We start from the raw sequence: 21763 nt of genomic DNA on the forward strand, positions 1-21763 counted from the left end.
TAGACCATGGAGCCGGGCGCGAAAATGCGCCCGGCAGCCTTTCCGTCGTTGCGGAAAGCCTCCACAATCAGGCACGTCGCAGGAGCATGTGAATGAACAGCCGGATATTATCCCTTATCGCCAGGCGGCTGGTCGTCATGCTGACGACGCTGCTTATCGTGTCGTTTATCGTCTTTTCCGCCACCAGCCTGCTGCCCGGCGACACGGCGACGATCCTGCTTGGCCAGGCGGCGACGCCGGAGGCCGTGGCCGGCCTGCGCACCGCCATGCATCTCGACGATCCGGCCCTCCTGCGTTTCGTCCGCTGGCTTCTCGGCCTGCTGCAGGGTGAACTCGGCACGTCCTACGCCAACAACATGGCGATTGCCGATCTTATCGGGCCGCGCTTCGTCAACTCCATGAAGCTTGCCGGCATTACCACCATCATCGCCGTGCCGCTGGCCCTGACCCTCGGCATCAGCTCCGCCATGCTGCGCGGAACGCTTTATGACCGGGCCGTAACCGTGCTGACCATCGGCGTCATCTCGGTGCCGGAATTCATGATCGCCACACTCGCCGTGCTGCTTTTCGCCGTCTATCTGAAATGGCTTCCGGCGCTGTCGCTGGTCAGCGAGGTTCACACGCTTTTCGATGTGCTGCGGGTCTATGCCATGCCGGTCATCACGCTGACCTTCGTCGTTTCCGCACAGATGATCCGCATGAGCCGCGCCGCCGTCATCGAGACGCTGGATACGCCCTATGTGGAAATGGCGCTTTTGAAGGGCGCGCCGCGCATGCGCATCGTGCTTCGCCATGCGCTTCCCAATGCGCTCGGTCCCATCGTCAATGCGGTGGCGCTATCACTTTCCTATCTCGTCGGCGGCGTCATCATCGTCGAGACAATCTTCAATTATCCCGGCATTGCCAAGCTGATGGTCGATGGCGTCGCAACCCGCGACCTGCCGCTGATCCAGAGCTGCGCGATGATCTTCTGCGTCGGTTATCTCCTCCTCATCACGACGGCGGATATCATCGCCATCATGTCCAATCCGAGGCTGCGCTGATGGCCGACAATATCAAAACAACTTCGGGGACCTCGCGTTTGGGCTACAAGATCAACGCAGTCGGTGTTTTCGGCTTTCTCGTCATTTTTTTCTGGGCCATGGTCGCAATCTTCGCGCCCTATCTCATTCCGCATCCGGTCGGTGAGATCGTCGATCTCGATTATTTCGGGCCGATGACCTCCGACCTCTGGCTCGGTTCCGATTATCTCGGCCGTGACGTATTCTCCCGCATTCTCATGGGCGCGCGTTTCACGGTCGGTATATCGCTCGCCGCCGTCACCATCGCCTGCACCTCCGGCGTCGTGCTCGGCATGTGCGCCGCCGTCATCGGCGGCTGGTTCGATGCGGCGCTCAGCCGGTTTCTCGATGCCGTAAATTCCATTCCGAGCAAACTTTTCGGCCTCGTGGTCGTCGCCGCCGTCGGCTCTTCCATTCCGGTGCTGATCATCACGCTGTCGGTCATCTATACGCCGGGCGCCTATCGTTTCGCCCGGGCGCTCGCCGTCAACGTCAACACAATGGATTTCGTCACCGTCGCCCGGGTGCGCGGCGAAAGCCTGTTCTACCTCATCGGCTCTGAAATCCTGCCGAACATCGTCCGGCCCGTCCTGGCCGATCTTGGCGTGCGCTTCGTGTTCATCGTGCTGCTTCTGTCGGGCCTTTCCTTCCTCGGCCTCGGCCTGCAGCCGCCGAATGCGGACTGGGGCGCGCTGGTGCGTGAGAACATCGGCGGCCTGCCGTTTGCGGCCCCCGCCGTCATCTTCCCGTCGCTGGCCATTGCCAGCCTGACGATCAGCGTCAACCTGCTGATCGACAATCTGCCGCAGAAAATCCGCGACAGGAGCGAATAATGAGCAATCTTGTTGAAATCCGTGGACTGAAAGTCGAGGCCACCACCGATTCCGGCCGCCGTATCGACATCATCAAAGGCGTGGACATCGACATCGCCGATGGCGAAATCGTCGCGCTGATCGGCGAAAGCGGCTCCGGCAAGACTACCATCGCGCTGACCCTGATGGGCTATGCCCGGCCGGGCTGCCGCATTTCCGGCGGCAGCGTCAAGGTGGCGGGCCAGGACATGGTGCAGCTTTCCGAAGTCGAACGCGCCAAAGTCCGCGGCACAAAAGTGGCCTATGTGCCGCAGAGCGCCGCCGCCGCCTTCAACCCGGCGCAGAAGATCATCGACCAGGTCATCGAAGTCACCCGCATCCACCATCTGATGCCACCGCAGGAAGCACGCACGCGGGCGGTTGAACTTTTCAAGGCGCTGTCGCTGCCCAACCCCGAGACCATCGGCGAGCGTTACCCGCATCAGGTGTCCGGCGGCCAGCTTCAGCGCCTCTCCGCCGCAATGGCGCTGATCGGCAATCCGAAGCTGGTGATCTTCGACGAGCCGACCACCGCTCTCGACGTCACGACCCAGATCGAGGTTCTGCGTGCCTTCAAATCGGCAATGCGCAAGAACGGCATCGGCGGCGTTTATGTTTCGCACGATCTCGCCGTCGTCGCCCAGATCGCCGATCGGATCGTTGTGCTGAAAGGCGGCGAGGTTCAGGAAACCGGTACGACCACCGATATCCTCGAAAATGCCCAGCATCCCTACACGAAGGAACTGCTGACGGCCTTTCATGACAAGGCGCGTGTCATCACACCCGCCAGACAGGAGCAGGCAACGCCGCTGCTGGACATCGAAAAGCTGATCGCCGGTTACGGAACGAAGGGCGAAGACAAGATGCCGCTGGTGCGGGCGGTGGATAGCGTCAGCCTCTCGGTCTATCCCGGTCGTAATCTCGGCATCATCGGCGAATCCGGTTGCGGAAAATCGACGCTGGCGCGCGCCATCGCCGGCATTCTGCCGGCGGCCGGCGGCCATGTCGTCTTCGAAGGCCGGGAACTGGATGCGGATGCCCGGCGTCGAACCGGCGACCAGCTGCGCCGGATGCAGATCGTGTTCCAATATGCCGATACCGCACTCAACCCCTCGAAACCCATCGAGGATATTCTCGGCCGGCCGCTGACCTTCTATCACGGCATGAAAGGCAAGGCGCGCGACGCCCGGATCGATGAACTTCTCGATATGGTGAAGTTGCCGCGCTCGGTGCGTCACCGCCACCCTTCCGGTCTTTCCGGCGGCCAGAAACAACGCGTCAATTTCGCCCGCGCACTTGCCGCCGAACCCTCGCTCATCATCTGCGACGAAATCACCTCGGCACTCGATACCGTGGTGGCGGCCGCGATCATCGATCTTCTCGGAGAGCTGCAGCGGGAGCTGAACCTCTCCTATATCTTCATCAGCCACGATCTCTCGATGGTGGAAACCATCTGCGACGAGATTGTCGTGATGTATGGCGGGCAGAAGGTGGAGCATCTGGAAACCGAAGCGATCAAATCGCCCTCCCACCCCTATTCGAAACTGCTGTTTTCCTCGGTGCCGAAACTCGACCCGACATGGCTCGACAATCTCCAGCAGGATGCGGAGCTGGTGCGGGCGTTTTCGAAAAGGTGAGAATGAAATGATACGGCCCGGCAACGGGCCGTTTTCTCACACCTCACAGCGGAAACAGGCTGGTCAGCGGCATATGCGATTTGATGATCGGCGATTTCAGCACCACGAAGCTGAAATATTTGTCGATGCCCACATCCATATCGGTCAGCCGCTCCATGATCGACTGATATTCGACGATGCCAGAGGTGACGAATTTCAGCAGGTAATCGTAACCGCCCGAAACGAGGTGGCATTCCACCACCTGGTCGATCTTTTCGACAACGCCGAGGAAGCGGGCGAAATCGATCTGGCGATGGTTCTTCAGCGTGATTTCCGTAAACACCGTCAGCGTCTGGCCGAGCTTGTTGATGTTGATCTGCGCCGAATAACCCTCGATATAACCTTCCGCCTGCAGCTTCTTCACCCGCATCAGGCAGGGGCTTGGCGACAGATTGACAAGTTCCGCCAGCTCGACATTGGTGATGCGACCGTTTTTCTGCAATTCGTAGAGGATCTTGATATCGATCCGGTCAAGTTTCATCACGTGCGGAACCCCTTTTTTGTTTTTTGAACACGCGGCATAAAATTCTGGCGCGGCAAAGGAAATCTTACCACATGGGCGAGCCCTGTCGACGTGGGGATATTTTTTTGATGCAGCATAAAGAGTTGCAGAGGCCTCGCCCAACAGCAGGAGATTCCGGCAAGAGGCCCAGTCTGGCAGCGTTTACACGCCGGCTGAGGTAAATTAGGACGAATATAAGGAGTCCGACCATGCCCGCCCCGCTACAACAGATCACGACATCGCCGGAACTGCCGACATCCGCAGACGCCGTCATTATCGGCGGCGGCATCGTCGGTGTCTTCGCCGCCTATTATCTCGCCCGGCGCGGCCTGAAAGTGGCGCTGGTCGAAAAAGGCCTGATCGGAGCGGAGCAATCCAGCCGCAACTGGGGCTGGTGCCGCCAGCAGAACCGCGACGCCCGCGAATTGCCGATTTCCACCAAGAGCCTGGCGCTCTGGGAAGAGTTTGGCGCAGAGAGCGGCGAGGACACGGGTTTTCGCCGCTGCGGGCTGTTTTATCTGAGCGACAATGAGGCCGAACTTGCCGGCTGGGCGCGCTGGCGCGACCTTGCCATTACCGCAGGCGTGACGACCCATATGCTGAGCGCCGATGAGGCGAGCGAACGCGGCCGATCCACGGGAAAGCGCTGGAAAGGCGGCGTGTTTTCGCCGACGGACGGCACGGCCGATCCTTCCATGGCGGCACCCGCCGTGGCGCGCGCCATCATCAAGCTAGGCGGCACGGTGCATCAGAATTGCGCCGCACGCGGGCTTGAGACGGAAGGCGGCCGGGTCAGCGCCGTCGTCACCGAAAAAGGCACGATCCGCACCAAAACCGCCATCATGTCCGGCGGGGCCTGGGCGTCGTCCTTTTGCCGGCAGCTCGGCATTCGTTTCCCGCAGGCCTCCGTCCGCTCTTCCATCCTCTCCGTCACACCGGGTGCGGAAGGGCTGCCGGATGCGCTGCACACCGCCGCCGTTTCGGCAACGAAGAGAAAAGACGGCGGTTACACACTCGCCATCAGCGGGCTGGGGCGCATTGACCCGACGGCGCAGCAGATGCGGTTTGCCCGTGAATTCATCCCGATGTTCCTCAAGCGCTGGCGAAGCCTGCGGCCGGGCGGGCTGGAAGGCATTCGCGGCGGCCACGAGACGTTGAAACGCTGGCGGCTCGATGCGCCGACGCCGATGGAACGGGTTCGTATTCTCGACCCGAAACCCAACGCCGCCGCCATCCGCGAGACTCATCGAAGGGCGCTTGAGCTTCTGCCCGCCCTCGGCAAAACGCAGATTTCCGCTGCCTGGGCCGGTTTCATCGACAGCACGCCCGATGGCGTGCCCGCCATCGGCGAAACCAGCGAATTGCCCGGCTTCATTCTCGCCGCCGGCTTCAGCGGCCATGGTTTCGGCATAGGGCCGGGCGCCGGCCATCTGATCGCCGATATCGTGACGGGCTCGAACCCGATCGTCGATGCCGCCCCCTATCACCCCAGCCGTTTCCTGAATTCGTCCTGGGGCAAGGTCGCGGATTTCTGATCCTCGCTTAGTGGGATGCGACAGGCTGACCACGACGGAAACGGCCGATGTGAAAATCCGCAATCGGCGTCGTGGTCTTCCCGGTCGCTATCAGCTCCGCCATCACGTCGCCGACACCCGGGCCGATCTGGAAACCGTGACCGCTGAAGCCGAAAGCGTAATAAAGGCCGGAGGTTGCGGCACTGTCTCCCATCACCGGCAGATCGTCGGCCATATAGCCTTCCACGCCGGACCAGGTGCGGATCAGCCGGGCATGGCGCAAGGCGGGTGCCAGCCGCAGAAGCTGACGCAGCTGGGCATCGAGCCCGGCGGGATCGTATTTCGCCCGGCGTTCATCCAGCGCGGCGACGCATCGTTTCACCCCACCGAAAATGACATTTCCGCGCGGGATTTGCCGCATATAGATCACTTCGCCGGGAATTTTGGTGGAAACGCCAACGACCGGGTGAATGAACCATGGCAAGGGTTCCGTCACGCACATTTGCGGGCCGGCAACCTCCAGCGGCACCGCCTCGCCCAAAGCCCCGGCAAAACCGCCGCCCCATGCGCCGCTGGCGACCAGCACCACGGGCGCGCGATAATCCCCTTTCGCCGTCATCACCCGGAAATCCTCACCGGCCTTTTCGATGGCCAGAACCTCGCAATTTTCCACGATCCTTGCACCGTCCCGCCGCGCCGCACGGGCGAAGGCGGGCGCGACGAGGCGCGGATTGGCGTGACCATCATGCGGCGACCATGATCCGGCAACCGCTTCCGGTCCGATGAAGGGAAATTTCTGCCGGATGACCTCGCGCGGGAGGATATGCAGCTCCAGACCATATTGCGCGGCATCGTCGCGGTATTTCTCGACTGTGGCGATCTGTTCTTCCGTCCAGAGAAACCGGATATGGCCGACGGGCATGAATTCCACATCCGCACCGGTCAGTTGCGGGATGCGGCTCCAGATATCCCGCGATCTGTTGGCGAGCGGAAGCTGCCCGAGGTAACGGCCCTGACGGCGGACATTGCCGAAATTGGTGCCGCTCGCCTGCTGACCGACAAGGAAACGCTCCAGCAGAATGACGCTGACGCCCCGTTGCCGCAGGAAAAACGCCGTGGCGGTTCCGACAATGCCGCCGCCGACAATAATGACATCCGCCTCCGCAAGCGTGTTACGCATCATCGTCTCCCCTCACAATCGCCAGCGGCAACGGTTTTACCGGCGCCTGCCCGCGCAGCCGTCCCGCCGATTCCACCGGCAGACCAGAGGCGGCGGCGACAATCTCCTGCCCTGCCTGCCCGCAGAACCGCCCCTGGCACCGGCCCATGCCGGCCCGCGAGAAAGCTTTCGAGCGATTGACCTCCGTTGCACCCTTGCCGGTCACGCTCGCGCGCAGCTCTCCCGCCGTTACCACCTCACAGCGGCAGATGATCGTGTCGTCGGCAAGTGTCTGCGCCAACTGGTGCGGCCAGGGGAAGGCCCGGGCCATTCCCTGCGCAAAACGCCTCGCAGTTCTCAATTGCTTCCGACAGCGGCCGATCTCCGCGCGGGGTGGCTTCAAACCCTGATCCTCAAGAAGCGCGAAGGCGGCAAGCCGGCCGGAGGCTTCCGCACCATCTGCACCGAGAATCCGCACGCCGTCGCCCGCCAGATAGACATTCCGCACCGAACTGCGCCCCATATCGTCCACATCCGGCAACCATTGCCGTATCGGCGGATGAAAGGAGAAGCGACAACCAGCAAGATCGGCAAGCTGGCTTTCCGCCCGCAGATGATAACCCATACCGACCGCATCGCAGGCGAGGCGTGTTTCCTCACCGGAGGGATTCCGGTAGCGGATACCGGTCACACCGCCCTCGGCGTCACCGATAATCTCTAACGGGACGATACCCCGCTCGATCCTTGCCCCGCCGGCCAACAGCGCCCCAACGAGCCGCATGCCCTTGAGGAGCTGCAACGGCCGCGCCGTCATCCCCGGCAGACCCTTGATCTGCGTGGAAAACGGCGTGGTATCCAGCACCGCCACGGGCGCCGCACCTGCCTTCATATATTGATAGGCCACGAGATAAAGCAGCGGTCCCGTGCCCATAAAAACCACACGACGCCCTATCGCGCAGGCCTGCGCCTTCAGGGATATCTGCGCGGCGCCAAGCGAAAAACATCCCGGTCTCGTCCAGCCCGGCAAAGGCATGATGCGGTCGGTCGCACCCGATGCGATGATAAGGGCATCGAAATTGAGAGCTTCGGATGTCTCGGCGCGCTGAATATGAATGCGATTGTCGCGGATTGCCCATGCCAGGGTCTGCGGGCGGTAATCGATGTGGTCCGAAAGCCCATCGAATGCCTCGTGCGAAGCCTTCGCCTTGTCCGCTTCCGTGCCGTAAAGGGCCGCATAGGAACGCCGGAAATTTTGCGGCTGGCGGCGATAGATCTGGCCGCCGCTGCGATCTCCCTCATCGATGACGACGGGGCGGAGCCCCGCCCGCACCAACGCCTCGGCGGCACGCGTACCGGCGGGGCCGGCACCCACGATCACGACCCGCAAATCGGCCATAACCCCTCCGGAATCTCGGTTCTGATATCCATGCCCGGGAGTACGGCGGTGGAACACGCACGCAGCCGCTCACCTTCACCCGTCCAGACCAAGCAATCCTGACAGGCGCCCATCAGGCAGAACCCCGCCCGCTCGCCATCGGCGAACTCGGACAAACGGGCAAAGCCGCGCGAGAGCATCAGCGCCGTCAGCACTGTGTCTCCCTCCAGCGCCTCGACCGGCATGCCGTCAATCAGGACAGGGCAAGCCGCGCGTCGCTCTTCGGCGATGCGCCTGAATCTGGCCAGCATCCGCGTTTCCTTTCCCGAAATCTTCGCAGGCACCTCTCCTGCACCTTCACAGATTTCCACGGCAGAAGGTTTCCCGCCAATCGCAAATGGTCGCTTGAACAGAACCTTGGGTTATGGAAGAGATGACGCTGGAGGTTTCCATGAACGCCCGACAGCTTGAAATTTTCCGCGCCATCATGCGCGACGGCTCCGTGACGGCGGCCGCCAATTCGCTTGCCGTTTCCCAGCCCGGCGTCAGCAAGGTGCTGCACCATCTGGAAAGCCAACTGGGTTACAAGCTGTTCGAGCGCATCGGCGGGCGGCTGGTGCCGACGATGGAAGCGCATCTGATCTATGAGGATGCCGACCGGGTTTTTCGCGAACTTGAGGTTCTGAAAAAACTGACGCGCACGATTGGCGAGCGCAAGCTTGGCCTTCTGCGCATCGGCGCCAGCCTGCCGGTCACCTATTCCGTGCTACCCGAGGCGCTGCTGGCATTCCGGCAAGCGCATCCGACCGTCAAAATCCACCTCAACGCCCTGCCCAAAAAAGAGATTGCCGAACAATTGCTGCTGGGCGACATCGATTTTGCGGTAACGCTTTCCACCATTCAGGCGCCGACGGTGCGCAGCGAAATCCTCGCCTCCGTACCGGTCGTGGCAGTAATGCGGCATGATGATGCTCTCGCCGAAATGATGACGGTCACGCCCCGCGACCTCGCCGGCAGGCCGCTGATTTCCTATGGCAACCATGCGGACGAGATCGGCCCGCAGCTGAACGAGGTCTTCGAACGCGACGGGCTTGTGCGCGACGTTTCGGTGCAGGTCACCTCATCGGTCGGTGCCGTGCCGCTGGTGCGCGGCGGCATCGGCATCGCCCTTGTCGACGGCCTGGTGCGCTGGAACAGTTTCGAGGGGGTGACGGTGCGCCCTTTCATGCCTGAAGTAACGATGAATGTCGCCGTTTCCACCAACACGGCCCGGCCGCTCTCGCGCTTCTTCAAACCCTTCGTCGGTGAATTGCGAAAGCTCTTTCGCGCCCTTCCCGCCCAGAATTGACGGACAAAACAATACCCGCAAGGCCTGAGCCTGCGGGTATTACAGTCCGCCGCATGTGTTCGACCGGTCAGCTTTTCGGCAGGCCGGGAGGGTTGGTCCGCGATTCCGGCAGGGCTTCTTCCGATAGCTGCCAGCGATCCAGAATCTTCGCGTAAGCGCCGCTCTTGATCAGGTCGTTGGTGGCAAGCGTCAGCGCATCGGCCAGTCCCGATCCCTTGCGGGTGGTGATGGCGACATCGGACCGCTCCGGCCAGCCGGCCGAGAGCGTGCCGACACGCTTGATGGTCTTGTCACGCGCGGCGATGAAGACCAGCTGCGCATGCGGCTGGACGATCACATCCGCCCGCCCCGCTGAAAGCGCCACAAGCCGGGTCGCTTCATCATCGTAATATTGCAGCTCGATCGGCTTCAATCCCGCGGCGACGTTTTCGTCGCTCCATTTCAGCAGAATACGCTCCTGATTGGTGCCGGCGCCGACGATGATCCTCAGGCCGGCCGCGTCCTTCGGCTCGCGGATGGCGGTTATGCCGCTGTCTGCCTTGACGAAAAATCCGTGCAAGCCCTGACGATAGGTGGAGAAATCGAACTTTTCCTTGCGCTGCTCGGTAACGCCAACATTCGAGATCACCGCATCGTATTTGCCGGAGGCAAGCCCCAGCGGCCAGTCCGCCCAGGCCACCGCCACCAGTTCCAGCTCCAAGCCGAGGCTGTCGGCCACCGCAAGCGCATAATCGGGATCTGCGCCGACCACCGTTTTTGCATCCGTCGCATAGGTCGCGAGCGGCGGTCCGCCGGGTGCGACCGCGACGGTGAGTTTGCCCGGCGTGACGAATTTGAAATCCTTCGGAACGGCTGCAATCGCGCCGGGGTCTTTTTCAACCCGGATGCGGCCGGGCTGATCCGGCGACAGGTCGAAAACATCCGTTGCCGAAGCCGACCCAAGACCGACGATGGAGAGAAAGACGCCGAGCGTGGCCGTGGCGAGACGAGAGGTGAAGGTCATTGTGGTTTCCCGATAGAATGCCCGATAGAATGACTGCGGGACGGAGGTAGCGCGGACGGGAGGATGCCCGCGCTACCGGCTGAGTGATGTCCCACCTTCAACTCAGCTTTTGGCAACTCAGCTTTTTCGAAAATCTGGCCTCAGCTCTTGGGCAGGCCGGGCGGATTGGTGCGGGATTCGGTGATGGCTTCGGAACCGAGATTCCAGCGGGCGAGAACCTTGCCGTAATTGCCGTTCTTGATCTGGGCGTTCAGCGCGGCGGTGATGGCCTCGGCTATGCCTGCGTCCTTTTTCGAAGCGACGGCGATCTCGGCCGCTTCCGGCCAGCCGCCGGAGAAGGTGCCGACAAGCTTCGTCTTCTTCTGGCTTGCCGCCTGAAAGGCAGAGGTCGCATTAGGGCCGAGATAGGCATCCGCACGGCCGGATTGCAGGGCGACGTCAAGCACGGCCTGATCGTCATAATATTGCACCTCGGTATCGGCCAGTCCCTTCGCCTTGTTGTCCTTGATCCATTTCAGCAGGATCTGCTCCTGATTGGTGGCGGCCCCGACGATGACCTTTAGCCCTGCGACATCCTCCGGCTTGCCGATGGATGTGACCTTGCTGTTATTGCCGACATAGAAGCCGAGCAGATCGTTGCGGTAGCTGGAAAAATCGAACTTTTCCTTGCGGGCTTCCGTCACCGTGATGTTGGAAGTAACGGCGTCATATTTGCCGGATGCAAGACCGAGCGGCCAGTCCGCCCAGGCGATGGGCACAAGCTGCAGCTCAAGGCCAAGGCTGTCGGCGACCAGCTGGGCGATATCCGGTTCCACGCCGATCGGCGTTTTTGTGTCGCTCGCATAATCCACCAGCGGCAGCCGGAAGGGAACGGTCGCGACCGTCAGCTTTCCGTCGGCGATGAATTTGTGGCCGGCGGGCAGAAGCTTGATTGCCTCTTCCACCTTTTCGACGCGCACCCGCCCCTTCTGTTCAGGCGACAGGTCAACCTCCTGCGCATGCACGACCGGGATGAGCGCAGCAGTGGCGGTGAAAAGACCGCCGGCAAGCAGGGACAATAATTTCGATGAAAATGCCATGTGAGTGTTTCCTTTGTTGTTGATTAGAGAACTTTTGCGAGAAATTCGGCCGTGCGCGGGTGGTCCGGCTTGTTGAACACTTTCTCCGGCGTGCCCGTTTCGAGAATGCGGCCCTGTTCCATGAAGACGACCCTGTCGGAGACTTCGCGGGCAAAGCCGATTTCGTGGGTGACGATGATGAGAGTGACGCCGGAGCGGGACAGCTCCTTGATGACATCCAGCACCTCATTGACAAGCTCCGGGTCGAGCGCGGATGTCGGCTCGTCGAAGAGCAGCACCTTCGGCCGCAGCGCTAAGGCCCGGGCAATCGCCACACGCTGCTGCTGCCCGCCGGAAAGCTGGCGGGGGTAAGCACCGGCCTTTTCGGCAAGGCCGACGCGGGCCAGAAGATCGCGCGCCTCGGCTTCCGCCTGTTCTTTCGATATGCCGCGAACAACGACGGGCGCTTCGGCGATGTTTTCAAGCGCCGTCAGATGCGGGAACAGGTTGAAGCTCTGGAACACCATGCCCACTTCGACGCGGCGCTTCAGAATGTCCTTTTCCTTCAGCTCATAAAGCGTGTCGCCTTTCTGGCGATATCCGACCAGCTCGCCGTCGATGGCGATGAAGCCGTCGTCGACACGCTCCAGATGATTGATGGAGCGCAGCAATGTGGACTTGCCGGAGCCGGACTGACCGAGAATGGTGGTGACGCTGCCTGCCGGAATGGAGAGCGTGACATCGTCCAGCACCTTCAGTGTTCCGAAGGACTTGGAAACGCCGTGGATATTGACCGAACCGCCACGATTGCCGAGCTGGAAACTTCCCGTCCTGGCGGCAGCCGGTCTTTCAATGGGGGGCCCTGGCGTCTCCACCGCTTCCGGCAAAGGCTTGCGCGGCAGGAATGTGCGATAGAGCGTGGCAAACAGCGAGGGCGGCGGATTGCGCAGCGCGCCGCGCGAAAAGTGGCGTTCGATGTGGTGCTGAACAATGGAAAGCGCGGTCAGGATCACCAGATACCAGACGGTGGCGACCATCAGCAGCGGGATCACTTCCAGATTGCGGCGATAGATGATCTGGATCGTATAGAACAGCTCCGGCAGCGCGAGGATATAGACCTGCGACGTGCCCTTGGCCAAGCCGATAATATCGTTGAAGGCCGTGGGCAGGATAGAGCGCATCGCCTGCGGCAGGACGATGCGGGACGCCTGCCGCCTGCGCGGAAGGCCGAGCGCGGCGGCAGCTTCGAGCTGCCCCTGATCGACTGAAAGGATTCCGCCGCGAACGATTTCGGAGGCGAAAGCGGCCTGATTGAGCGTCAGCCCCAAAACGGCCGCCGCAAAGGGAGTCATCAGCTGTGTCGTATTCCAGCTGAAGAAATTGATGCCGGTATAGGGCACACCGATTGTCACGGTTTCATAGAGATAGCCGAGATTGTTGAGGATCAGCAAAAGCACGATCAGCGGGATGGAGCGAAAAATCCAGATATAGGTCCAGGAGACAGCGACCAGCAGCGGCGAACGGGAAACACGGGCAAGCGCCAGCAGGGTTCCCAACACAAAACCAAACAACGCACCGAGCGCGGTCAGGAGCAGCGTCCGGCCGAGACCCACCAGCACCGGTTCGGCGAAGAACCATTCGGCAAACACATCCCAGCCCCAGCGCGGGTTGCCGAAAACGGAATGCACGACGGCGGCAATGATGATGACGGAGAAAACCGTGCCCACCGTCCGCAGCGGGTAGCGGGCCGGAACGATGCGGAAATGGGAGTAACCGCCCGTGATCGGTTCACTCTTCTTGTCGCCCACGGCGAGATGCGGAAAATCAGAGGCTATCGTCATCGGAAAAAAGCCTTTCACGGATGTGCGGAAGAGGGTTGCGGCCGGACAGTGGCTATCGGCGCTCCTCCCGGAACAGAGACGGGTGCGGGTTCGGACAGCCATTTTTCGAAGGGCAACGACCGGATCGTCTCGGGATCGGCCGTGGTATCGAACAAAGCGCGATAACCATTGGTGAGATAAAGACCGACCGCTTCCGGCTGACGGAAGCCGGTGGTCAGATAGACGCGTCCATAACCCTGCCGGATCGCCTGCTGCTCCAGTTCCCGGAGCACGATTTTCGCAAGCCCCTGCCGGCGATGGGCGGAATGGGTCCAGACCCGTTTGAATTCCGCCGTTTCGTCGTCGTAACGCATGAAGGCGCCGCCGGCGATCGCTTTGCCGTCGCGCAGGAGCAGCAGGAAATTGCCCGATGGCGGGCTGAAGGCTTCCGGCGGATATTTGTTCAGCTCCGCCTTCGCCCCTTCCGCATTGAAGAACGTGCCGTAGCGGCTGTCATATTCGAACAGCAACTCCTCCAGAAGCGGCGTTGCGAGCGGATCCTTGACGGATGTGTAGAAAAAACTGTCGCTCATGTCCTTGTCCTAATTTTCGCGTCAGGAGAGATAGGCTTCCGCCAGCCGCACCCAGAAGCGTGCTGCCGGCGCGATGATCGCGTCGTTGAAATCGTAGTGGGGGCTGTGCAGCGGCGCGCTATCGCCATTGCCGACGAAGAGGTAAGAGCCGGGGCGCTCCTGCAGCATGAAGGCGAAATCCTCGCTCGCCGTGCGCGGCTGGAACGCTTCGGCGATCTGCCCGGCGGCGAAATGCCGTCTGGCGACATCGCGGGCGAAGACCGTCTGAGAGGTGTGGTTGATGACCGGCGGGAAACCGCGGGAATAGGCGACCTCTGCCTTCGCGCCGAAGCTCTCGGCCTGCGCTTTGGCCAGCGCCGGGAGCCGCTCCTCCAGCCTGTCACGCACGGCAGGCGAGAACGCCCGGGCGGAGATCTGAAGCTCGACGCTTTCGGGAATGACGTTGGAGGCGGTTCCGCCATGGATGGAGCCGACCGTCAGCACCGCCATCTCGCGCGGATCGACATTGCGCGAAACGATGCTCTGCAGGGCGGTGACGAAACTTGCCGATGCGAGAACCGGATCGACCGTCTCATGCGGCGCGGCGCCATGCCCGCCCTTGCCGACGATCCGCACCTTCGCCTTGTCGACGGAGGCCATGGCGGGGCCTTCGACGAAGCCAAACTGTCCGGTGTCGACACCCGGCCAATTATGCAGGCCGAAGACGGCATCGACCGGAAACCGCTCGAAAAGCCGGTCCTTTATCATCGCCCTTGCCCCGGCGCCGATCTCCTCGGCCGGCTGGAAGATCAGCGTCAGCGTGCCGGAAAAACTCGATGTTTCGGCAATATACCGGGCAGCGGCAAGCAGGATCGTCGTATGGCCATCGTGACCGCACGCATGCATGACGCCCTGCGTCTGGCTGGCATAGGCAAGGCCGGTTTCCTCGACAATCGGCAGGGCGTCGATATCGGCGCGAATGCCGACGCGTTTTTCGCCATGACCGCGTTTCAACGTGGCGACAACGCCGTGGCCGCCGACACCTTCCGTCACCTCATATCCGAACGACAAGAGATAGCGGGCAATGAGCGCCGCCGTGCGTTTTTCCTTGAGCGAAAGCTCGGGATTCCGGTGGAGATCATGCCGGATGGCGATGCTCTCGTCGATGAAGGCAAGGATTCCCCGTTCGGTGTCGTCCTGCGGACGCGCGCCGTCAATGCGGATATTCATGGTTCTGTCTCCTGCGCGGCTCGCTACGCGCCGCGTCTTGAAATCTGCACCGGGCGGCAATCGTCTCCGCCCTGCAGCAAGCTCAGGCGATGGCCTTGTTCGACCCGTTTTCGCGGCGGGAATAGACGCTTTCCCTGAAAGGCAGGCCGAGATGGTCGCGCAGCGTCGCCCCTTCCAGATGCGGATCGAAATAACCGCGCCGTTGCAGGACTGGAATGACGAGGCGGATGAAATCGTCCAATCCCTCGGCAATCACCGGGAAGCCCAGAATGAAGCCATCGGCCGCATCGTGCTCCACCCAGCGGATGATTTCGTCAGCCACCTTGTCCGGGGTGCCGATAAAACCTTCACGCGGGGTCGCTGCCTCCAGCGCCGCCTCGCGCAGCGTCTGGTTCTTTTCCTTGGCGCGCCGCTTGATGCGGTCGGTCGTGGAGCGGAAACTGTTCTTGCCGATCTCGCCGAGTTCGGGGAAAGGCTCATCCAGCGGATAGGCGCTGAAATCATGATGATCGAAGAAGCGGCCGAGATAAGCAAGCGCGTCCTCGATGGTGATGAGGTTGCGAATGACGTCGTATTTCGCCTCCGCTTCCTCCTGCGTCTCGCCGACAATCGGGCCGATGCCGGGGAAAATCTTCACATCGGCAGCGGACCTGCCCTGCGCAACGGCGCTCTGTTTTACACGCTTGAGGAAGGTCTGGTTTTCCTCCAGCGAAGCGGAATTGGTGAAGACCGCATCCGCATGTTTGCCCGCAAGACCGATGCCGGCATCGGAGGAACCGGCCTGGAACACCACCGGCTGCCCCTGCGGCGAACGCTGGATATTGAGCGGGCCTTCCACCTGGAAGAAGCGGCCCTTATGGCCGAGCGTGTGGAGTTTGGCGCGGTCGAAGAACTGTCCCGTCTCGCGGTTGCGCAGGAAAGCGTCATCGTCCCAGCTGTCCCACAGGCCCTTGATCACTTCGAGATATTCGTCGGCAATCTCGTAACGCAGCGCATGTTCGGGGTGGTTGCGGCTGTAATTCTTCGCCGTACCTTCAAGCGGCGTCGTCACGGCATTCCACCCGGCGCGGCCGCCGCTCAGCAGATCGAGCGAGGCGAACTGACGGGCAATGGTGAAGGGGTCGCTATAGGAGGTCGAAACGGTGCCGGCGAGACCGATCTTCGAGGTCACGGAGGCGAGCGCCGAAAGGATCGTCAGCGGCTCGAACCGGTTGAGGAAATGCGGGATCGACTTGTCATTGATATAGAGCCCATCCGCCACGAAAGCGAAGGCGATGCCCGCCGCTTCCGCCTTCAGCGCGGTCTTCCTGAAGAAGTCGAAATTGACGCTGGCATCCACCGGGCTTTTGGGGTGCCGCCAGGCATTCATGTGCCCGCCGGGGCCCTGTAGCATGATGCCGAAACGGATTTTCTTTCTCGTCATGTCATTCCCTCCTCAGAGAAAATTACGCCGCCCGGGAAAGGCGATGCGTGGCAAGCAGTTCTATCGAGGCAAGCCGCTGATCGGCACCGACATGCGGCGGCTCGATGATGAATTCCTCGATGCCGTGCTCTTCGGAAAGCGCACGAAGCGCCTTGTGAATATCCTCCGGCCCGCCATGCAGGACGTTGGGTTTTCGCTCTTCGATGCGGTAATCGGTATCGCCGGACTGCCGGGCGAATTCCTCCGCCTGTTCTCGGCGGCCGAGGTTGAACGCCCTGCCGTCGCTGAGGAATACCCGGTAGATGCGCTGACCTTCCACCTGTCTCGCGGCATGGGCGGGGTCGCTGGCCGCAAAAGCCGACAAAGCAAGGATCGGAGCGCTTCCGCCGCTTTCTTCCCGAAAAGCCGAGAGGCTGCGGCGGAGAACCTCCGCATCGCCATTGAGATGGCCGGCAAAGACGAAATTCCATCCCCTTGAAGCCGCAAGCCTTGCGCTTTCCGGGCTGGCGCCGAGCAGAAATCGTTCCGCAGCGACCGGTGGCGCAGGTGTCGCCTGCAGTCCGGCCTGTGCGTGGTCCTGCGGCGCGGCGCCGGACAAAAACGTGGTGAGTTCACTGAAGGCCGTTTCGAAATCCGGTTTGCGGGCAGGATCATAGGCCTGCTGCAAGGCCGAAGTCGCCAGCGGCAACCCGCCCGGTGTCTTGCCGATGCCGAGATCGACCCGGCCGGGCGCAAGCGACGACAGCACGTTGAAAACCTCGGCGACCTTGTAAGGGCTATAGTGTTGCAACATGACGCCGCCCGAGCCGACGCGGATGTGGGAGGTTTTCGCCAATATCCACGCCACCAGCGCTTCCGGTGCGGAACCGGCAAGCTCCGGCGAATTGTGATGTTCGGCCACCCAGAAACGGCGGTAACCCAGCTCTTCGGCGCGCCTGGCAAGATTGATCGTGTCGCGGAATGCACTCGCCGCGTCCTCACCCGTTGGAACCGGGCTCTTGTCAAGCAAACTGAGCGTATACATCATCACCTCGCGTGTCTTTGATGCATACTTTGTCTACCGATTTTATATTCTAATAAAGGATGATCGTTCCACGTTGCAGCGCGATCAGAGAAAATATTGTTTTCAGTGATGTTTTCCGAAGCCAGCCCTGGCAAAGCCATCGGTAAGGCAGGAGGAATGACCAAAATGGGCGCAACAGGCCGCTTTCAACGCCAAACCCGGACGAAACGGGCTTGCGCCGGAATTCGCTAAAAACTACTTAGTAAGTTAGGAATAATATGGCTCGGCGCTGCAAAACGTGCCGACTCTCTTTTCGGACCATGCGATGTTGACCAAAAAAGGCAAATACGGATTAAAGGCTCTTGTCGATCTGGCGCGGTTGCCCCAGGGCGAGACCGCCTTCGTGACCGAAATTGCAACCCGCAACAATATCCCGAAAAAATTCCTGGACACTATTCTTCTGGAGCTGCGCAATAGCGGCATTCTGCGCTCCAAGAAGGGCCCGAATGGCGGTTATTCGCTGTCGAAAATGCCATCGGAAATCATGATCGGGCAGGTCATCCGCACGCTGGACGGACCTCTGGCCCCCATCCGCTGTGCAAGCCGCACGGCTTTTGAAGCCTGTGACGACTGTGATGATCCGGAGACCTGTCAGGTTAGGGTTTCGATGACGGACGTGCGTGACGCCATCGCAACCATTCTGGACAACATGACACTCGCACAATTCGTGGCCAAGGACGGGCAGAACGCCCGCTCCATTCCGGCCGGCGAATAGGATTCCGCACGGCCCTTCATCCGAGATTTGCCTATTGCCTGCGCAGATCGTCGTCCAGCGACGCGATCAGCCCGGCTTCACTGACGCCTTCGACAAGACCGAGGCGCGCCATCAGGATTTCAAGCGTGATGGCATTGTTGCGAACCGAACGAAAGGTGACGTTTTCCGCTCCCACCTGCGCCGCATCGATATTGGCCGCAAGGCTGGATATCTGCGCCTTCAGGAGCTCGATGGCGAGAAATATTTCGCCTATCACGGGTCGCGCCGCGCCATCGCCGGCCAGCCTGTCGATCAGCAGCGCCGAAAGTTCACGCTGCTTCTGCCCAAGAGCCACGGCGGCTTTCAAAAGGGTGGAAACGGAAACGGCCAGATTTCCGGCGCCCTGAGCCAGAAACACCACCTGATCGGCGCGTAACAGACCTTCCCATGACGTATTGGGGCGGTTGCGCAGAACGACGAGCAAAGGCTGCCCGGCCGTGTTGACGGCCGGCACGACAATCCAGTCCGCGTGGTCCCTCACCGACCCCGCAACGTCGTCGGGAAGCCGCAGGGCGTAGTCGTCTTCCGTCACCGTAACCGCCTGATCCAGATCCGCGGCAGATATTGCCAGTGCAAAGGTCTCGCCAAGATCGAGACGGGCGAAGAGCGCCTTGCGCTGGTCTTCGCTGCCGGCATTCCTGATGAATTCAAGCGCGGTGAAATGTTCGACGAGATCATGCGCCGCCGCCGCATCGGCTGCGGAAATGATGGCGAGCGCCTGCGAGAGAACATCGTTGGTGATGTCCGTCCCGCCCAGTTCCGTTGGAACGGAAAGAGCAAGAAGACCGGAACGGGCGATCCGCGCATGGATTTGCCCCGGACTTTCAACGGCGCAGTTTTCGGCGATCGTGCGGGCAACGGTCAGCACATCGATATCCGCGCCGAGGCGTGGAGGAACGAAACGAAGTCTTTCGCCGAGAGGCGTGACGGATCCCATGCTCAACTCCCTCAAAGAATGACAAAGTGAAAGCGCCGAACGACCGGCGCTCAGTCCAGAGAATGATAACGCCCGTTTTGATAGAGCAGCGAATGGCCGGAGCCGATGCGGATCGCCTCCACCTTGCCGATGACGATGACATGGCTGTGCCGTTCGATCGTCTCTTCAATGGTGCAATCGATCGCGGCAACAGCATCTTCGAGAATGGGCGCACCGCTCGACAGCCGGGTCCATTCCGCACCGCGATACCGGTCCGGGCCCTTCAGGCCGCCGATGCCGGCAAACTGATTGGCGACAAACTGATGGTTCGCCCCAACGATGTTGACGGCGAGATGACCGAAACGCTGCACCACCGGCCATGTGGATGAGGAGCGGTTGAGCGCCACCAGAATGCGCGGCGGATCGACCGACAAAGCGGTGGCCGAGGTCACGGTCGCGCCCGTTCGTTCGTCGCCCTCACCCGCCGTAATCACGCTCACACCGCCGCCCAGCGTTCTCAGCGCCGCCTTGAGACTATCGGCATCCGCCGCCTTGCCGGCGACCGGGTCGCGGAGGTTGATGAATTGTTGATCCTTGGCCGCATATTGCAATGTCATCGGGTTGCTCCTGAAAACAGCTGAATTGTTCAATAGCTAGCAGCGGCGGCGGGGGGTGAAATAGACATCGTTTTCCATAATGATAATATTCTATAGAAATAATGTTTTATGTGTCGCCGTCCGATTTAGCCCCGCCGCAAGGATATCTGCCGAAAAGGTGGGAGGCAGAGGTCGCCTCCCGTCGAAGGATCAGGATCCGGACACCAGCTTGACGTTGCCGCCATGACCGCCGCCACCGAAAACCTGTTTCGCGCCGAAAGAAGATCGTATCTGGTTGCGAGGCCCGCCAAGCCCGATTTCCGGAAACAGCAGTTCGGATAGCCGATAGGCTTCCTCCAGATGCGGATAACCCGAGGCAATGACGGTATCGATGCCCAGCGCCTGATATTCCCTGAGCCGCGCCGCTACCGTCTTCGGCGAACCGACCAGTGCCGTCCCCGCACCCGAACGGACGAGACCGATGCCCGCCCACAAATTCGGAGAGACTTCCAGCCGGTCGCGCCGGCCATTGTGCAGCGCCTGCATTCTCGCCTGCCCGACGGAATCCGAAGCCCTGGAGAAGACTTCCTGAGCGGATGCGATGGTTTCGTCGGAGAGCTTCGAGATCAACCGCTCTGCATCTGCCCATGCTTCCTCGTCGGTTTCACGAACGATGAAATGCAGACGGATGCCGAAGGTAACCTTGCGCCCCTTTTTGGCGGCGGCGGCGCGCACCTTGGCGATTTTTTCCGCCACCTGCGCCGGCGGTTCGCCCCAGGTGAGATATTTGTCGGTGATACCGGCGGAAAACTCGATGCCGGCATCGGAAGAGCCGCCAAAATAAAGCGGCGGGCGCGGTTCCTGCACCGGCGGCAGCCCGAGTTTCGCGTCCACCGCCTTGATATATTTGCCGTCGAGGCTTCCCTTGCCGGTTTCGATCAGCGAATTGAACACCTGGAAGAACTCATCGGCGTGGTCGTAACGCTCGTCATGCGGCAGGAAGATGCCGTCACCGGCCAATTCCTGCGCGCTGCCGCCAACCACGATGTTGAGAAGCAGCCGGCCATGGGAAACGCGATCGAGCGTCGAAGCAAGCCGCGCATAATAGGCGGGCGAAGCGACGCCCGGACGGATGGCGACGAGGAATTTCAGCTTCTCGGTATAGGCAGCGAGATTGGCCGCAAGGATGAAGGATTCTTCACAGGCGACACCGGTGGGGATGAGCACGCCTGAATAACCGAGCCGATCGGCAGCCTGGGCTATTTCCCGGAAATAGCCGGGATCGGCAGGACGCGAAAGATCATCCGAGCCGAGATAGCTGCCATCGCCTGAGGTAGGTATGAACCATAGAAAATCGAGTGGTTTATCGGATGTGCTCATCGGCAGGTCCTTTGCAATCTGCCCTTGGGCAATGCGCTTGATGATAAAAGGGTAGCCAATTCCCCGGCGCGTTTAAGAAATTTTGTTCCAATTTCCATCCGGCGAGGAGAGTTTCTCTCCCGGATGAACCGCGCTGCAAAGGGAAAAGGAACCCTCGCTGATGGTCGTCAGAAGACCGGATAAAGGCCGAGCATCGCAAAGTTCATTTCGCAGATCTCTTCCCGTTCGAGTTCGAGATCGCTTTTCTCCTGCCTGATGCGTCCGGAATGATCCAGGGGATGAAGGCTGACCTGTCCCTCTTCCCTCGGCTGACGCCGGGTCAAGCCGAACAGATCGAAAGTAAACGCATGAAGTCCCTGTGGCATGTGCGCCTCCTTTGCTCAACTCCCCCTATCCTCAGGCGACCGTCCTAAATCGTCAATATTTTCCATAAAATTACTATTCTATAATTGGAGGATCGCC

The 21763-nt window shown here is 61.0% G+C and carries 21 protein-coding genes; 6 read left to right on the forward strand and 15 right to left on the reverse strand.

The genetic code is table 11. The features are described 5' to 3' along the window. Nucleotides 1-92: 92 nt before the first annotated feature. Genes AGR7B_RS16415 through AGR7B_RS16425 form a run of 3 tightly spaced genes read left to right on the forward strand, consistent with a single transcriptional unit; the run spans nucleotide 93 to nucleotide 3549 of the window. A complete protein-coding gene (locus AGR7B_RS16415; protein WP_003524664.1) occupies nucleotides 93-1043 on the forward strand; it encodes an ABC transporter permease in 951 nt (316 codons plus the stop codon). Next, nucleotides 1043-1894, forward strand: a complete 852-nt coding sequence (locus tag AGR7B_RS16420) for an ABC transporter permease (RefSeq protein WP_059753371.1) — start codon at nucleotides 1043-1045, stop codon at nucleotides 1892-1894. Before AGR7B_RS16415 ends, AGR7B_RS16420 begins: the two co-directional genes overlap by 1 nt. Continuing rightward, a complete protein-coding gene (locus AGR7B_RS16425; protein WP_080857342.1) occupies nucleotides 1894-3549 on the forward strand; it encodes an ABC transporter ATP-binding protein in 1656 nt (551 codons plus the stop codon). Before AGR7B_RS16420 ends, AGR7B_RS16425 begins: the two co-directional genes overlap by 1 nt. A 43-nt stretch (nucleotides 3550-3592) precedes the next feature. Here AGR7B_RS16425 and AGR7B_RS16430 read toward each other — a convergent pair whose 3' ends face one another. Then, on the reverse strand, nucleotides 3593-4069 hold the full coding sequence (locus AGR7B_RS16430; protein ID WP_003506856.1) for an Lrp/AsnC family transcriptional regulator: 477 nt from the start codon (nucleotides 4067-4069) through the stop codon (nucleotides 3593-3595). Nucleotides 4070-4299: 230 nt separating this feature from the next. Here AGR7B_RS16430 and AGR7B_RS16435 point away from each other — a divergent pair, with 230 nt between their 5' ends. After that, on the forward strand, nucleotides 4300-5625 hold the full coding sequence (locus AGR7B_RS16435) for an NAD(P)/FAD-dependent oxidoreductase (protein ID WP_080857343.1): 1326 nt from the start codon (nucleotides 4300-4302) through the stop codon (nucleotides 5623-5625). 7 nt (nucleotides 5626-5632) lie between these two features. Here the strand turns inward: AGR7B_RS16435 and AGR7B_RS16440 are convergent, their stop codons facing one another. The 3 genes from AGR7B_RS16440 to AGR7B_RS16450 are packed head-to-tail and all read right to left on the reverse strand — an operon-like array spanning nucleotide 5633 to nucleotide 8449. Further along, the gene (locus AGR7B_RS16440) at nucleotides 5633-6784 is read right to left on the reverse strand and encodes an NAD(P)/FAD-dependent oxidoreductase (RefSeq protein ID WP_080857344.1); all 1152 of its coding nucleotides are present in this window, start codon (nucleotides 6782-6784) and stop codon (nucleotides 5633-5635) included. After that, nucleotides 6777-8159, reverse strand: coding sequence for an FAD/NAD(P)-dependent oxidoreductase (locus AGR7B_RS16445; RefSeq protein WP_080857345.1), 1383 nt, complete (start codon nucleotides 8157-8159; stop codon nucleotides 6777-6779). Before AGR7B_RS16445 ends, AGR7B_RS16440 begins: the two co-directional genes overlap by 8 nt. Continuing rightward, a complete protein-coding gene (locus AGR7B_RS16450; RefSeq protein ID WP_080857346.1) occupies nucleotides 8138-8449 on the reverse strand; it encodes a (2Fe-2S)-binding protein in 312 nt (103 codons plus the stop codon). The genes AGR7B_RS16445 and AGR7B_RS16450 overlap by 22 nt, the downstream gene beginning before the upstream one ends. Before the next feature lie 113 nt (nucleotides 8450-8562). Between AGR7B_RS16450 and AGR7B_RS16455 the strand changes: the two genes are divergently transcribed. Next, nucleotides 8563-9486, forward strand: a complete 924-nt coding sequence (locus AGR7B_RS16455) for a LysR family transcriptional regulator (protein WP_080857347.1) — start codon at nucleotides 8563-8565, stop codon at nucleotides 9484-9486. 67 nt (nucleotides 9487-9553) lie between these two features. Here the strand turns inward: AGR7B_RS16455 and AGR7B_RS16460 are convergent, their stop codons facing one another. From AGR7B_RS16460 to AGR7B_RS16490, 7 genes are all read right to left on the reverse strand, one after another. Further along, entirely contained in the window at nucleotides 9554-10489 is a 936-nt protein-coding gene (locus tag AGR7B_RS16460) for an ABC transporter substrate-binding protein (RefSeq protein WP_080857348.1), read from the reverse strand. 140 nt (nucleotides 10490-10629) lie between these two features. Then, the gene (locus AGR7B_RS16465; protein WP_078053487.1) at nucleotides 10630-11568 is read right to left on the reverse strand and encodes an ABC transporter substrate-binding protein; all 939 of its coding nucleotides are present in this window, start codon (nucleotides 11566-11568) and stop codon (nucleotides 10630-10632) included. A gap of 23 nt (nucleotides 11569-11591) precedes the next feature. Beyond that, entirely contained in the window at nucleotides 11592-13388 is a 1797-nt protein-coding gene (locus AGR7B_RS26445) for an amino acid ABC transporter permease/ATP-binding protein (protein WP_080857349.1), read from the reverse strand. 14 nt (nucleotides 13389-13402) lie between these two features. Next, complete coding sequence (locus tag AGR7B_RS16475; protein ID WP_080857350.1) at nucleotides 13403-13960, reverse strand: GNAT family N-acetyltransferase; 558 nt, start codon at nucleotides 13958-13960, stop codon at nucleotides 13403-13405. A 21-nt stretch (nucleotides 13961-13981) separates the two neighbouring features. Beyond that, on the reverse strand, nucleotides 13982-15169 hold the full coding sequence (locus AGR7B_RS16480) for a M20 aminoacylase family protein (RefSeq protein WP_080857351.1): 1188 nt from the start codon (nucleotides 15167-15169) through the stop codon (nucleotides 13982-13984). An 82-nt stretch (nucleotides 15170-15251) separates the two neighbouring features. Further along, nucleotides 15252-16592 (reverse strand): LLM class flavin-dependent oxidoreductase, encoded by a 1341-nt coding sequence (locus tag AGR7B_RS16485; RefSeq protein ID WP_078053483.1) that lies wholly within the window; start codon nucleotides 16590-16592, stop codon nucleotides 15252-15254. Between the two features lie 22 nt (nucleotides 16593-16614). Continuing rightward, nucleotides 16615-17619, reverse strand: a complete 1005-nt coding sequence (locus tag AGR7B_RS16490) for an LLM class flavin-dependent oxidoreductase (RefSeq protein ID WP_162934182.1) — start codon at nucleotides 17617-17619, stop codon at nucleotides 16615-16617. A 301-nt stretch (nucleotides 17620-17920) separates the two neighbouring features. Between AGR7B_RS16490 and AGR7B_RS16495 the strand changes: the two genes are divergently transcribed. Next, nucleotides 17921-18370, forward strand: coding sequence for an RrF2 family transcriptional regulator (locus AGR7B_RS16495; protein WP_059753414.1), 450 nt, complete (start codon nucleotides 17921-17923; stop codon nucleotides 18368-18370). Nucleotides 18371-18401: 31 nt separating this feature from the next. Here the strand turns inward: AGR7B_RS16495 and AGR7B_RS16500 are convergent, their stop codons facing one another. The 4 genes from AGR7B_RS16500 to AGR7B_RS25975 all read right to left on the reverse strand — a co-directional run bounded on the left by AGR7B_RS16500 (nucleotide 18402) and on the right by AGR7B_RS25975 (nucleotide 21666). Beyond that, nucleotides 18402-19346, reverse strand: a complete 945-nt coding sequence (locus tag AGR7B_RS16500) for an acyl-CoA dehydrogenase family protein (RefSeq protein ID WP_080857352.1) — start codon at nucleotides 19344-19346, stop codon at nucleotides 18402-18404. A gap of 50 nt (nucleotides 19347-19396) precedes the next feature. Further along, nucleotides 19397-19942: a flavin reductase family protein gene (locus AGR7B_RS16505; protein WP_003524682.1), complete on the reverse strand. Its 546-nt coding sequence runs from the start codon at nucleotides 19940-19942 to the stop codon at nucleotides 19397-19399. Nucleotides 19943-20131: 189 nt separating this feature from the next. Beyond that, nucleotides 20132-21301, reverse strand: a complete 1170-nt coding sequence (gene ssuD / locus AGR7B_RS16510) for an FMNH2-dependent alkanesulfonate monooxygenase (RefSeq protein WP_020808882.1) — start codon at nucleotides 21299-21301, stop codon at nucleotides 20132-20134. Nucleotides 21302-21468: 167 nt separating this feature from the next. Continuing rightward, nucleotides 21469-21666, reverse strand: a complete 198-nt coding sequence (locus AGR7B_RS25975) for a hypothetical protein (protein WP_080857353.1) — start codon at nucleotides 21664-21666, stop codon at nucleotides 21469-21471. Nucleotides 21667-21763 lie beyond the last annotated feature (97 nt).

The sequence above is a fragment of the Agrobacterium deltaense RV3 genome, assembly GCF_900013505.1.
In the GTDB taxonomy this organism is placed as follows: Bacteria; Pseudomonadota; Alphaproteobacteria; order Rhizobiales; family Rhizobiaceae; genus Agrobacterium; species Agrobacterium leguminum.

What these genes read in the sequence shown, in the direction of transcription:
- AGR7B_RS16415 (WP_003524664.1), top strand. Translation starts at nt 93, where the DNA reads ATGAACAGCCGGATATTATCCCTTATCGCCAGGCGGCTGGTCGTCATG.
- AGR7B_RS16420 (WP_059753371.1), top strand. Translation starts at nt 1,043, where the DNA reads ATGGCCGACAATATCAAAACAACTTCGGGGACCTCGCGTTTGGGCTAC.
- AGR7B_RS16425 (WP_080857342.1), top strand. Translation starts at nt 1,894, where the DNA reads ATGAGCAATCTTGTTGAAATCCGTGGACTGAAAGTCGAGGCCACCACC.
- AGR7B_RS16430 (WP_003506856.1), bottom strand. Translation starts at nt 4,069, where the DNA reads ATGAAACTTGACCGGATCGATATCAAGATCCTCTACGAATTGCAGAAA.
- AGR7B_RS16435 (WP_080857343.1), top strand. Translation starts at nt 4,300, where the DNA reads ATGCCCGCCCCGCTACAACAGATCACGACATCGCCGGAACTGCCGACA.
- AGR7B_RS16440 (WP_080857344.1), bottom strand. Translation starts at nt 6,784, where the DNA reads ATGCGTAACACGCTTGCGGAGGCGGATGTCATTATTGTCGGCGGCGGC.
- AGR7B_RS16445 (WP_080857345.1), bottom strand. Translation starts at nt 8,159, where the DNA reads ATGGCCGATTTGCGGGTCGTGATCGTGGGTGCCGGCCCCGCCGGTACG.
- AGR7B_RS16450 (WP_080857346.1), bottom strand. Translation starts at nt 8,449, where the DNA reads ATGCTGGCCAGATTCAGGCGCATCGCCGAAGAGCGACGCGCGGCTTGC.
- AGR7B_RS16455 (WP_080857347.1), top strand. Translation starts at nt 8,563, where the DNA reads ATGGAAGAGATGACGCTGGAGGTTTCCATGAACGCCCGACAGCTTGAA.
- AGR7B_RS16460 (WP_080857348.1), bottom strand. Translation starts at nt 10,489, where the DNA reads ATGACCTTCACCTCTCGTCTCGCCACGGCCACGCTCGGCGTCTTTCTC.
- AGR7B_RS16465 (WP_078053487.1), bottom strand. Translation starts at nt 11,568, where the DNA reads ATGGCATTTTCATCGAAATTATTGTCCCTGCTTGCCGGCGGTCTTTTC.
- AGR7B_RS26445 (WP_080857349.1), bottom strand. Translation starts at nt 13,388, where the DNA reads ATGACGATAGCCTCTGATTTTCCGCATCTCGCCGTGGGCGACAAGAAG.
- AGR7B_RS16475 (WP_080857350.1), bottom strand. Translation starts at nt 13,960, where the DNA reads ATGAGCGACAGTTTTTTCTACACATCCGTCAAGGATCCGCTCGCAACG.
- AGR7B_RS16480 (WP_080857351.1), bottom strand. Translation starts at nt 15,169, where the DNA reads ATGAATATCCGCATTGACGGCGCGCGTCCGCAGGACGACACCGAACGG.
- AGR7B_RS16485 (WP_078053483.1), bottom strand. Translation starts at nt 16,592, where the DNA reads ATGACGAGAAAGAAAATCCGTTTCGGCATCATGCTACAGGGCCCCGGC.
- AGR7B_RS16490 (WP_162934182.1), bottom strand. Translation starts at nt 17,619, where the DNA reads ATGATGTATACGCTCAGTTTGCTTGACAAGAGCCCGGTTCCAACGGGT.
- AGR7B_RS16495 (WP_059753414.1), top strand. Translation starts at nt 17,921, where the DNA reads ATGTTGACCAAAAAAGGCAAATACGGATTAAAGGCTCTTGTCGATCTG.
- AGR7B_RS16500 (WP_080857352.1), bottom strand. Translation starts at nt 19,346, where the DNA reads ATGGGATCCGTCACGCCTCTCGGCGAAAGACTTCGTTTCGTTCCTCCA.
- AGR7B_RS16505 (WP_003524682.1), bottom strand. Translation starts at nt 19,942, where the DNA reads ATGACATTGCAATATGCGGCCAAGGATCAACAATTCATCAACCTCCGC.
- ssuD (WP_020808882.1), bottom strand. Translation starts at nt 21,301, where the DNA reads ATGAGCACATCCGATAAACCACTCGATTTTCTATGGTTCATACCTACC.
- AGR7B_RS25975 (WP_080857353.1), bottom strand. Translation starts at nt 21,666, where the DNA reads ATGCCACAGGGACTTCATGCGTTTACTTTCGATCTGTTCGGCTTGACC.